This window comes from Shewanella algae (genome assembly GCF_009183365.2).
Classification (GTDB): Bacteria; Pseudomonadota; Gammaproteobacteria; order Enterobacterales; family Shewanellaceae; genus Shewanella; species Shewanella algae.
Genome location: NZ_CP068230.1, coordinates 1603337 through 1616291 on the forward strand (window position 1 = coordinate 1603337; position 12955 = coordinate 1616291).

9 protein-coding genes are annotated in these 12955 nt (G+C 37.6%); all 9 read left to right on the forward strand.

The features are described 5' to 3' along the window. Positions 1-635 precede the first annotated feature (635 nt). The 9 genes from E1N14_RS07190 (at position 636) to E1N14_RS07230 (ending at position 12953) form a co-directional block, all read left to right on the forward strand. Complete coding sequence (locus E1N14_RS07190) at positions 636-3455, forward strand: SLBB domain-containing protein (protein WP_062793623.1); 2820 nt, start codon at positions 636-638, stop codon at positions 3453-3455. An 80-nt stretch (positions 3456-3535) separates the two neighbouring features. Continuing rightward, on the forward strand, positions 3536-4507 hold the full coding sequence (locus tag E1N14_RS07195; protein WP_025011090.1) for a Wzz/FepE/Etk N-terminal domain-containing protein: 972 nt from the start codon (positions 3536-3538) through the stop codon (positions 4505-4507). Positions 4508-4707: 200 nt separating this feature from the next. Then, positions 4708-5832: a non-hydrolyzing UDP-N-acetylglucosamine 2-epimerase gene (gene wecB, locus E1N14_RS07200; RefSeq protein WP_025011091.1), complete on the forward strand. Its 1125-nt coding sequence runs from the start codon at positions 4708-4710 to the stop codon at positions 5830-5832. 16 nt (positions 5833-5848) lie between these two features. Beyond that, complete coding sequence (gene wecC, locus E1N14_RS07205; RefSeq protein WP_025011092.1) at positions 5849-7117, forward strand: UDP-N-acetyl-D-mannosamine dehydrogenase; 1269 nt, start codon at positions 5849-5851, stop codon at positions 7115-7117. Further along, complete coding sequence (gene glf, locus E1N14_RS07210; RefSeq protein WP_025011093.1) at positions 7114-8226, forward strand: UDP-galactopyranose mutase; 1113 nt, start codon at positions 7114-7116, stop codon at positions 8224-8226. The genes wecC and glf overlap by 4 nt, the downstream gene beginning before the upstream one ends. Position 8227: 1 nt before the next feature. Next, the gene (locus tag E1N14_RS07215; RefSeq protein ID WP_062793622.1) at positions 8228-9430 is read left to right on the forward strand and encodes an oligosaccharide flippase family protein; all 1203 of its coding nucleotides are present in this window, start codon (positions 8228-8230) and stop codon (positions 9428-9430) included. Further along, the gene (locus tag E1N14_RS07220; RefSeq protein WP_037437225.1) at positions 9423-10562 is read left to right on the forward strand and encodes a glycosyltransferase; all 1140 of its coding nucleotides are present in this window, start codon (positions 9423-9425) and stop codon (positions 10560-10562) included. The genes E1N14_RS07215 and E1N14_RS07220 overlap by 8 nt, the downstream gene beginning before the upstream one ends. Next, positions 10537-11595 (forward strand): glycosyltransferase family protein, encoded by a 1059-nt coding sequence (locus E1N14_RS07225; RefSeq protein WP_062793621.1) that lies wholly within the window; start codon positions 10537-10539, stop codon positions 11593-11595. Before E1N14_RS07220 ends, E1N14_RS07225 begins: the two co-directional genes overlap by 26 nt. Continuing rightward, positions 11592-12953 carry a hypothetical protein gene (locus tag E1N14_RS07230; RefSeq protein WP_025011097.1) on the forward strand — a complete coding sequence of 454 codons (1362 nt, stop codon included), beginning with the start codon at positions 11592-11594 and terminating at the stop codon, positions 12951-12953. Before E1N14_RS07225 ends, E1N14_RS07230 begins: the two co-directional genes overlap by 4 nt. Positions 12954-12955 lie beyond the last annotated feature (2 nt).

Here is a 12955-nt window from a genome sequence, read left to right on the forward strand (position 1 = left end):
GAGTTGAGCGTTTTTCGATCTGTGTCACATCTTGGTGTGGGGTATAATCCCCGGTTAAAGTAAGAGCCGGTACAGGGTAGGAATGTTATTTTATTTGAATGACATTCTTAACTTACTAAAAAATATAAATTTTTGCATTGCAAAGGGCAGTTTGGAGGCCGAAATCCATGGGCGGTAGCGTGTCTGAAAGACAAGAATATGAATAGTTTCATATTCTTAGTGAACGCCGAAGCCCTCTGGGCGCCACGCGGATCGGTAGCGTGTCTGAAAGACAAGAATATGAATAGTTTCATATTCTTAGTGAACGCCGAAGCCCTCTGGGCGCCACGCGGATCGGTAGCGTGTCTGAAAGATAAGAATATGAATAATTTCATATTCTTAGTGAACGCCTAAGCCGTCTGGGCGCCATTAGGAACAGTTGTGTCTGAAGCTATCAGTATGGACAACTTCTATATTCTCCAGATGGCAACAGGTCCTATCTAATTACCAATGCTTGATATACAGAATCCACTTTTGGGGAACATTGACCTGAGATGAAGGCCTGGTTGGGGGCGTTACTACACCCGAACCGGTTTTTATTGTTGTTGCAAGGTTCATTTGATTTTTAGTGTTACTCACCATTACGGAGACAACTGGTGTTACAGAAAACCAAAAAACTCATCATAGCGAGTATAGGAGCACTGGCTTTGCTTGGCTCGCAAGCTCAGGCAATTACGCCATCTCCTCAGATGATTGAACAATTCAAAAATTTGCCTCGTGCTGAGCAGGAAAGGTTAGCCAAACAGTATGGTATTGATCCCGCCATGCTTAGAGGTAGCAGTAACAGCGGCAGTCAGAAACTGGAAAACCCACAGTTGGTTTACCCCAGAGGACAGCAGAATTTTCAAGGTAATGATCAAGAAAATTGGCAATATCAAAATGGCCAAGGGCGAGAGCTGAATAATCGCCGCAGTCAAGATAAGCACAGCTTGGATTTTACCGCTGCGGCAGACAAGGCAGAGCTAGAACGATTTGGCTATTCTCTGTTTGAAGGTGAACCCAGCACTTTTGCCCCAGTTTCAGATGTACCTGTTCCCAGTGAATACCTTATGGGGCCTGGAGACACTCTGAATGTACAACTCTTCGGTAAAGATAATCGGGAGTTTACTCTTACTGTTAACCGTGACGGTACAGTGCAATTCCCTGAGCTTGGCCCAATTAGTGTGGCGGGTTTGAGCTTTGCGGAAACCAAAGACACGCTGCAAAAGCGCATCAAGCATCAGATGATAGGCATTGAATCCAATATCACCATGGGAGAGTTGCGTTCTATCCGTATCTTTGTGGCCGGTGATGCCTATAAACCAGGCTCTTATACTGTATCCAGCCTGTCAACCATGACACAGGCGCTGTTTGTCTCCGGCGGCGTCAACGAAATTGGTTCATTACGTAAAGTGCAACTCAAGCGTGGTGGTAAGCTGGTTGGTACTCTTGACCTTTATGATTTATTGATGCGCGGCGATGCCTCCGGCGATATGCGTCTGCAATCTGGTGATGTGGTTTTCATTCCTCCAGTAGGTGGCCTGGTCAGCGTGGCCGGTGAAGTTCGCCGTCCGGCAATTTATGAGCTCAAAGGGGGAGAAACCCTTGGTGATGTCGTTAATATGGCTGCCGGGGCTAAACCGGGTTCTTATCCTAAAGGCAGTGTGGTTGAGCGTTACAATGACCAGGGGCTTAAGTCGCTGCTCACGGTTGATTTGACGTCTGCTAAAGGGCAAAAAACGCTTGCCAAGGCCGGTGATGTTATTCGAGTTAAAGGCACCTCGGGCCAATATGATAATGCAATTACCTTGGTTGGTGCTGTGGTTCGGCCAGGGAAATATCAATGGCATGAAGGCTTAAAAGTCAATGACATCCTCAAGTCTATTTGGTCCGATTTACAAATTTCAGCAGATCTAGATTACGCCATCCTGCTTCGTGAAGTAGATGATTATGGCAATATTGAGATCTATCAATTCGCACCTGGCAAAGCAATAGTGCATCAGGACGTCGGTGAGAACCTGGCGCTGCAACCAAGAGATAAGTTGATCATATTTAACTTTAGCGATGACAGCATCAACAGATATGAGCTGAACAAGCTGGTTAAAGAAAGAGTTGCTAAGGTTACTTCCCTTACCGGCGATTCGTTACTGGGTTCAGATCTTTTCAAGGCGGGGTTCAGCGACCTGCAAAACAAGCGCCTCAACAAGCGTACTGAACTTGCCGGCGTCGTAGTTAATGATGGAGCGACCGGTGATACCGAATTAGAAGAAGCACAAAAGGCTGAACAGGAAGCTGTTACTGCAGAAGTGAGCAAGATGCTTACCAATCTTTTCGATGATAGAGATCTGGTAAAGTACAGCTATATGATGAACCGCAGTGAGCTTTTGTATCCGGTTATCAGCAAACTTAACGCACAGGCTCGCGCAGGCAGCAGCGTTAAAATAGTCGCTGTCAGCGGCCAAGTGCGCCACGAAGGTATGTATCCTTTAAGTGTCAATGCTTCAGTCAGTTCTTTGATTGAAGCCGCTGGCGGCCTAAAGGAAGGTGCCTACACAGCCAGAGCAGAGTTAACCCGCACGATTACAGATGCTACTGGTTCATCAATAGTGCATAAGACTGTAGATCTGACTTCGGCTCTACAAGGTAACAAAGCAGCTGATCTGGCTCTTGAAGGGCGGGATATCTTGACAGTGATGACTACGCCTGATTGGCAGGAACATCAAACTGTTGAAATACGCGGTGAAGTGAAGTTCCCTGGCGTATATAACATCCGCCGCGGCGAAACACTACAGGATGTTATTCAACGAGCTGGCGGCTTTACTGAATACGCTTATCTTCCATCAGCCGTGTTTGTGCGTGAGTCTGTTCGCAAACAAGAGCAGATGGAAATCAAAAAACTGGCTGATCAACTTCGGCGTGATATTGCCACTCGAGGCGTTTCCAAAGATGGCAATGTGGTCAACTATGCAGATGCTCAGTTGATGCTTAAAGATCTTGAAGGCATTAAAGCTGTTGGCCGACTGGTTGTTGACTTACCTGCTATCTCCGTGGGCATTACCCAAGCCGACCTTCAGCTCGAAGATCAGGATGTCCTCTACGTGCCTTCAACCAAACAGACCATAGCTGTTATGGGAGAAGTTCAACATGCATCGACCCACAGGTATAAGGAAGGTCTCACGTTAGACCAGTATCTGAATATGTCCGGCGGAGCCCGTAAGCGTGCAGATGAAGACAGAACTTATGTGATTAAAGCAGATGGTTCTGTGATGATGCCGAAGCGCTCCATGTGGTTTAGCAGTGAAGATAATCTGCAACCAGGAGATACCATCATAGTTCCCCTGGACACTGAGTATAAGGATAACCTGACGCTCTGGAGTCAAGTCACACAGATTATTTACAACACAGCTGTGGCTGTTGCGACAATTTCAGGGTTGTAATTCTTAATAACAAACTTGTTCTAGAGTCGTGACTTCAGGCTCTAGAACAAAATTAATACAGTATAAAAATAGACATAAATATGACTTCACAAATTACTCCTCAACAGCATCCGGATGCACAGTTCGCTGTGAACACGATGAGAGATGACGAAATAGATCTCCGTGAGCTCTTTTCGGTAATCTGGCAAGGGAAATGGTTAATTGCCGGAGTCACTCTGGTATTTGCCGTTGCTTCAGTGGTTATTGCACTTAAGTTGCCGAATATCTATAAATCGGAAGCACTTCTAGCCCCAGCATCTGAAGAGCAGGGGGCTGGAGGGCTAGCCGGGCTTGCTTCTCAGTTTGGTGGCCTTGCCAGTATGGCTGGAATCAACTTGGGCGGCAAAGGTGGCACAGACAAGACGCAATTGGCTATTGAAGTACTCAAGTCAAGGCAATTTATCGGCGACTTTATTGAAAAGCATCAAATTTTGCCTGAACTAATGGCAGTTGATAAATGGAATATGGCTGATAATACGCTATCGTTTGAGCAGGAAATTTATAATAGTCAGAGCAAAACTTGGGTTCGCAAAGTTAACCTCCCATTCCAATCTAAACCTTCTCTTCAAGAAGCTTATAAAGAGTTTTTGAAGATTTTTTCTGTAAATAAAGACAAAGAAAGCGGCATGGTAACAATCTCTATCGAACACCAATCTCCCTTTGTAGCAAAACAGTGGATAGATTGGCTGATAGCAGATATTAATCGGGCTATGAAAGAACGAGATGTAGTAGAGGCTACACGTAGTACTGAGTTTTTGAACAAACAAATAGCACTTACTAATGTTGCTGACATTCGAACTATTCTCTACAAACTGGTAGAAGAACAGGCGAAAACTATCATGTTCGCTGAGGTGCGGGATGAATATGTCTTTAAAACAATAGATCCAGCTTTTATCCCTGAAGAAAAGGCGAAGCCAAAACGGGCATTAATTTGTGTGCTAGGTACTATGTTAGGCGGTATGTTGGCCATGATGATAGTTCTTATCAGACATTTTGTTAGAAAAGAAAGTTAAACCAAAGAAATTAATAGCCTGTTGGGAGCGCTTTCGAATTTCGAAAAAGCGGCAATATCTAGGCCCTTTAAGGGATAAGGATGGGCCGATTGTCTCAAAATGGATGAACAGTGTCTCAGTTAGACTTAAAAGACTGAGATTTTAAAGTGTTAATGTTTCAACTTAATTCTAGGTAGAACGTAATAGAAAGGTCCGATGTAATGACAAAAAAGAAAGTGCTTACCGTTTTTGGTACCCGGCCAGAAGCAATCAAAATGGCCCCTCTAGTTCACGCCTTAGCATCGGATGACCGTTTTGAAGCAAAGTGTTGCGTAACAGCCCAACACAGGGAAATGCTCGATCAAGTACTCGAATTATTTGACATAACACCGGATTACGATCTTGATTTGATGAGAGCCGGTCAGACACTTAATGATGTCACTTCAGGCATTATTCAAAAGCTAAAACTTGTCCTTCAAGAGTTTAAGCCTGACGTCGTGCTTGTGCATGGTGATACAGCAACGACCTTCGCAGCAAGTCTTGCCGCTTACTATGAACAAATTGCTGTTGGGCATGTAGAGGCAGGCCTTCGCACAGGTAATATTTATTCACCATGGCCAGAAGAAGCAAACCGCCGTTTGACGGGGGTACTGACTGAGTTTCATTTTGCGCCGACTGAAACCTCAAGGCAGAATCTTCTCAAAGAAAACTTTGAACCAAGCAAGATCATCGTAACAGGTAATACTGTTATCGATGCGTTATTGATGGTGAAAGATAAAATTGATTCAGACACTGACCTCAAAAAGACGATAGCCGCCCAGTTCCCTTTCCTCGAGGTAAACAAAAAGCTGATCTTGGTCACCGGTCATCGTAGGGAAAGTTTTGGTGGTGGATTTGAGCGTATATGCGAAGCGTTAGTAACAGTAGCTAGAATGCATTCTGATGTGCAAATACTATATCCAATGCATTTGAATCCCAATGTAAGAGAACCAGTAAATCGTATTCTTGGTGATGTTGATAACATTTTATTGGTTGAGCCTCAGCAATATCTTCCTTTTATTTATCTCATGGATAAAGCACACATTATTCTTACGGATTCTGGCGGTATTCAAGAAGAAGCACCTTCCTTAGGTAAGCCGGTTTTAGTTATGCGGGATACTACAGAGCGCCCAGAAGCCGTTGAGGCAGGGACTGTTAAGTTGGTTGGTACTAATGTTAACCAAATAGTATCCAATCTAGATGAGCTTCTGTGTGATGCAGATGCATACCAAAAAATGAGCTATGCACATAACCCTTATGGCGACGGTAAAGCATGCCAAAGAATTTTAGAAGAATTAGTTAAATAAGAATTTAGGAAAGAAAATGTCATTTGAAACGATTTCAGTCATTGGACTTGGTTATATTGGTCTTCCTACTGCAGCAATGTTTGCCTCCCGCAAAAAGAAAGTTATTGGTGTTGATGTTAACCAACATGCCGTAGATACAATCAATCAGGGTAAAATTCATATCGTAGAACCTGATTTAGATATAATTGTGCATTCAGCTGTTACAGATGGATACCTGAAAGCGGTTACTACAGCCGAACCTGCAGATGCGTTCCTTATTGCGGTTCCAACGCCTTTTAAACCATGCAAAGAAGCTGAAATTCCTGAGCCTGACTTAAGTTATATTCAATCTGCTTGTAATGGAATCGCACCAGTATTGAAAAAAGGCGATTTAGTCATTCTAGAATCTACATCCCCCGTTGGCGCGACTGAGCAAGTTGCAGAATGGTTGGCTACGGCTCGTCCTGATTTAACTTTTCCACAAAACGCAGGCAAAGAAGCCGACGTAAACGTAGCTCATTGCCCCGAACGTGTTTTACCAGGTCATGTGGTTCGTGAGCTTGTTGAGAATGACCGGGTTATTGGTGGAATGTCTTCTCGCTGTGCTGAACGTTCCGTTGAGCTTTATAAAACATTCGTTCAAGGCGAATGTGTTATCACTAATGCTCGTACAGCCGAAATGGCTAAGTTAACTGAAAATAGCTGTCGTGACGTTCAAATTGCATTCGCAAATGAGCTTTCAGTTATCTGTGATAAGTTAGATATCAATGTTTGGGAGTTGATTTCTTTAGCCAATCGTCATCCGCGTATAAATATTTTACAACCAGGCCCTGGTGTTGGTGGTCACTGTATTGCGGTGGACCCTTGGTTTATTGTGTCTAAAACTCCAAATGAAGCTCAATTGATACACACTGCACGTAAAGTCAATGATGCAAAACCTGCATGGGTAATTGATAAAGTTAAGTTAGCTATTGCTGACTTTTTACAAGCTAATCCAACTAAAACTGCTAAAGAGGTGACGGTTGCTTGTTACGGTTTAGCTTTTAAGCCTGATATTGATGATTTAAGAGAAAGTCCTGCGCTTCGTATTACAAAGCAGATTTGTGAGATGCATTCAGGAACGGTAGTTGCTGTAGAACCCAATATCGAAAAATTACCGTTATCAATTAATAATGTTGAGCTTTTATCTACTGAGTCTGCACTTAATAAAGCAGATATTCATGTCATGCTTGTTGATCATAAACAGTTTAAAAATAATAAAGTTGCAAGTGATTGGGTTATCGATACTAAAGGAGTGTGGTTATGAATCAAAAATATGATTATCTAATCGTCGGAACAGGTCTTTTTGGTTCTGTTTGTGCGCATGAGTTAAATAAAGAAGGTAAAAAAGTTCTGATGCTTGAAAAGAGAAATCATACAGGTGGAAATGTTTATACTGAGAAACATAATGGTATAAATGTCCATAAGTATGGTGCACATATATTTCATACAAATGATAAAGACATCTGGGATTATGTTAATTCTTTTGTGTCATTTAATCGCTATACGAATTCGCCATTAGCAAATTATAAAGGGAAATTACTAAACCTACCTTTCAATATGAATACTTTTTATCAGCTTTGGGGTACTGTAACGCCTAAAGAAGCTAAAGATAAGATAGAAGAACAAAAAAAGGAAGTTGAAGGAAAAGAACCTAAAAACTTAGAAGAACAAGCTATATCTTTAGTTGGTAGGGATATATATGAAAAATTGATCAAGGGCTATACTGAGAAACAGTGGGGTAGAGATTGCAAAGAACTTCCTGCATTTATAATTAAAAGATTACCAGTAAGGTTTACCTATGATAATAACTACTTTACAGATTTGTATCAAGGTGTGCCTATAGGTGGATACTCAGCAATGGTAGAAAAAATGTTAGAGGGAATTGAGGTGCGATTAGGTGTTGACTACCTCAAAAATAAAGAGTTATATGATTCTTTGGCTGTAAATGTAATATATACAGGCCCAATAGATGAATATTTCGATAATAAACTGGGCAAGCTTGAATATCGTTCTCTTGAGTTCAAAACTAGAGAAATCGATATTGAAAATTTTCAAGGAAATGCTGTTGTAAACTACACAGAAAAAGAGGTGCCATATACAAGAGTTATTGAACACAAGCACTTCGAATCAGCAGATACACCACATACTGTCGTTACAGAAGAGTATCCTAAGGAGTGGGAGGTAGGACGAGAACCATATTACCCTATAAACGACATTAAAAATATGGAACTATTTAAGAAATATAGAAAATTAGCCCAGGGCGAAAATGTAATATTTGGCGGAAGATTAGCAGAGTATAAGTATTACGACATGCATCAAGTTATACGTTCAGCTTTAAATGTAGTGGCTAAAATAAAAGCTGAAAATAAATAGTATGTTGAGAAAAAACTCTATTTTTCTTTTCTTTTTATATTTTGTAAAATTAATCACGCCTTTGTTAGTGCTTCCTATATTGTCTAGTGTGTTAGATGATATAGGATTTTCTTTATATTTAAATTTTATGGCTATAACTGCATGGCTTATAATAATTGTTGAATATGGTTTTGTGTATTCGGGAACAAAAGAAATTGCAAAGGCTAATGATGATGTAAGTCTACGAAGTATAATTCATAGTATCCTAAATGCGCAGATTCTTTTAAGTATATTTGCGCTTGTAATTGCAGTAATATTAACATTTGTTCTTAAAAGTATTTCTGGAGAATACTTACCTGCAATGATTGCAGTCGTTAGTGTAATTATTATTGGTATTACACCGACATATTTCTATCATGGAATGCAAAGATTTAGGTTTATAACTATCGTAGAATCGTTGTCTTCTCTTTTATTTATAATGTTAGTATTACTATTTAGACAATTAAAAGTCCTTGATGTTAATACAGCTTTATTAAGCTACGCTTTATCAAAATCTTTAGTTCTTTTTGTATGTTATGGCGGAATGGTTGAATATTTATTATGTTTTAAGTTTGATTTGAAATCAGCTGTATATAGAATAAAAAACTCGCTTTCGCTTTTCATTTTTAAAGCGAGCTCAAGTTTATACGGAAGTGCAGCAGCAGTTTTATTAGGGATAATGTTATCAGCAAAAGAAGTTGCTATATATGTTGCAGCCGATCGCCTTGTAAGAAGTTACCAAGGTCTATTAGGCCCAATTTCGCAAGCTGTATATCCAATTATATCTAAGGGTAATAATAATAATAAGATTTTTTTGAATGTTTTGCTTGTGCAACTTTTAATTGGAGTTATAGGTGTAATAGGTTTCGCTATTTTTTCAGATGTTGTCATAAGAATTATTTATGGTGATAATTTCAATGACTCAGTAAATGTCGCAAAGTTTTTGATCATCATAGTTCCTATTATTGCAATAAGTAATATGCTCGGTGTTAATAATTTGCTGGCAAAAGGATATGATAGTTTATTTTCTAAAGTGATTGTTATTTGCGGTGTGTTATCTTGCTTATTAATGTATCCAATGATTATTAACTATGGTGTTGATGGAATGGTTTATACCGTCATCTGTACTGAATTGATGGTTCTTCTTTTGTTGTTGTTATTTTCTATTAGGTATAAAAATGTATAATTCTCTTACGCATTATTTTAATTATATAAGACCTGGCGGTGGTCCAGCAGGCTATTTATTCAACTTGAATGAAATTGCTTGTGATTCTGAAGAGGTGAAAGTATTTTTCAATCGTGTTGAAGTTAACAGTCAAAGCAAAAAAATTGATAGTACCAATAGATTATATTACGGTTTAATTATGGTTCTTAAGTCTATATTTAGACGTTTTGGAAGACTTTCTCCAGGCTTTTACGAAAGCCTTTCAAATGAATCTATGCCTATATTTCACTCAGTAACGGATGCTGTTAAGTTTAGTCGTTTTAGAAAAGATTTTTTGTTGATGATTCACTCACCAAAAGAACCTTCTAAAGAGATCTTAGATGCAGTTGAGCAAGCAGGCTACAGTAAAATTTTTCAGCGAATATATGAGTATTTTTTAAAGAGAGAAGAAAGAAAAGCAATAAATTGCGCTTATGCTCTTATTTTGCCTGATCTTGGTTCGATGGATGCATATTATAAAAATGACGAAACCCTTAAAACCTTATTGGCTAAGAAACGAAAATACATAGTGCCTACGGGCGTTAGGCAATTATATTCTTCAAAAGTGAAATCAGAAATTAGAAAAGAGTTATCTCTCACAAGTACTGATATGGTTATAGGCTTCTTTGGGCGGTATAATGAAGATAAAGGTTACGACTATTTTTGTGAGTTAGTAGAGAGTAATCTATGTTCTAAAATTAGATTTATTTCTGCTGGTATTGGTCCTATTTGTCCGGTTTCTAAGAGTAATTATCAGGATCTGGGCTGGAGAACTGATATTCAAGATTTAATAAAAGCATGTGATTACGTTATTGTGCCTAATAGGGTTTCGTATTTTGATTTGATTATATTGGAGGCTTATTCACTTGGTGTTAAAGTTATAACTACAAATATTGGCGGTGCTAAAGTATTACCTAAAAAAGCCACTTTGTTTTTGGATGTTAATTCAGATGTAAAATTTGATTTCCAATTAATGAAAATGCTAGAAAGTCATCCTTATTCTAGTGATGATATACTTAACGTTTATAATGAAAATTATTCGTTAAAAGCCTTTTTGGGAAATTATAACCTGTTGTTGAAAAATATCAATGAAGAAAAAAATTATATTCGTTAATAAAGCGCAATATGGATATCATTCCGATACTTATTATTATTGTAAGTATTTAAAGGATAAATATGATGTGACATACCTAGGCTTTGATGCTGGACATGATAAAGTTGAGGGGGATATCAGAGTTATTTATGTTCAAAGAGGTGGTAGCAAGTTTGTAAATGCGTATAGATTTTTTGCTAACACGCTCCTAACTCTTCGTAAAAATAGTTTTGAAAAAATCGTATTAGTTTATTTTCCGTTTTGCTCGATTTTTTCATTTTTTTATAAAGATAGAGCGGTATGTGATGTAAGAACTCTTTCAGTATCAGCTAATAAATATATTAGAAGTTTTTTTGATGGCTTGATGCGCTTGGAATTAAAGTTTTTTAAAGAGGTTAGCGTTATATCTGAAGGTGTTAAAAAAAAATTGAACTTGAAGAATTCAGTTATTCTTCCACTTGGGGCGGAAGTTTTTACTGACTTGAATCGAGATGGATACAAAAAAAATGATGTTCTACGCTTATTTTATATCGGCACTTTCAATGGTCGACGAATTATAGACACAATCAAAGCTGCTTCGTACTTACATCAAAATGGAGTGAGCTTGGTTTATGATATCGTTGGTTTTGGAGATAACAATGAGATAGATGTAATTATAAACGAAATATCCAAACTTCCTGATGGGGTTGTACGTTATCATGGAAGGTTGAGTCATGTTGAATGTAAAAATCTATTTAGCGAAAGTCATGTTGGTTTTTGTTATTACCCAATAGTTGATTTCTATCAGGAACAACCACCTACAAAGCTATTTGAATATGTGTTGAATGGAATATATTGTATTGCTGTAAATACAAAAGAGAACTGTAAACATATCACTAGTACCAATGGTTGTATTGTTGATGATAATGTTAACTCGTTAATTCTTGCTTTGGAAATGGTTCTTGATAAAAATACTCTCGATAGAGTTGCTATATCAAAAACACTCTCTAGTAATACATGGGAATATATAGTTGAAAATCAATTGAAACCTATTTTGAAAGGCTTTCATGAATGATGTTAACTGAATTGGAATCTAAATATATTAAATTCTCCTTGGTGATGATTTTTTTATTTTTATCATTGCAAATGGTGATTTTTACGTATGCTGGTGATTTTTCATTTGAAAGTTTTGTTAAACTGACATACCAATTGACTTTCCTGTTAATGTATTTGATTTTGGTTTATATCTCATTTTATTTGAAGGCTTTTGATTTATTTTTAATAATTTTTGCTTTTCAATTTCTTTCAACATTTTATATATTTGGTTATTTTGTTGGAATAGTTGGGAATCCATTAGGTATTGATCCAGTAGACGCTGTGTTTTACGATGAATATTCGAGATATTTGTCTTCTCTTACTTTTGGAAATGCTTTTAGTGATATATTGACGAATCATGATCTGGGCGAGTTAGGTTTTACTCTTTACTCCATGATTATTTACAGTATACCTGGTGATTCGATATTTAATATGAAAGTTGCAAATGTTGCAATTTCATTTATTGTTTCCATTTTAGTTTATTTTATTTGTAGATTAATAAATTTAAGTTCTAGATTCGCCATTTTCTTCACTTGTGCTTTCGCTTTTAATCCTTTGATAGTATATTATAATGCTACAGGTTTAAAGGAACCTTTGTTTCAGTTGTTTGTGATTTCTTCTGTATTTTTGTTTTATGCATCTTTTAAATACAAAAGTGTCTTATTATTTGTTTTTGGTGTTGCTTTTTGCGTTAGTACTTCTTTTTTTAGACTTCCATACTCACTATTTATTATCACAGGCTTTTTACTTTACTTCTGGTTGATATATGAAGGTAAATATAGGAGATTAATAAATCTTGTTATAACACTATTAACAGCTTTAAGTGTTTTTGCATTTTACATTTTAATTGGACCTATTATTAGTGGCTGGTTTTCTTTAGATTTGACCAAATTGGCTGCTCATCGATTAGGTAAGGCTGATGTTGGGTTTTTTGATTATCTTATTTTATTTGTAGTCGGGATTGTTGGCCCATTGCCATATTTTGATTATAAAAGCATGCATAGTAATTTGGCTATGTATACTGTTCCTAATTTTTTGAAAGTATGTACATCATTATTTTTTATATTTAGTATTATTCATATCTTTAGGTTAAGACTAAAAGTTTATTACCCTCTGTTATTTATATTTTTTATTAACTTAATTATGCTTGTTATTGCTGCTTCAACTTTTGATTTTCGATATGTATATCCGATTCTTCCACTTTTATACATTGTAATGTCATCTTTAGTAGTCCAGCAACAAAAGTTAATCATCTTTAGAATTGATACTTGCAAATTAGCTACTGTTTTATATTTCCCCTTTATAGTTCTATTGATATTTTTTTATAATTTTAGATAGAG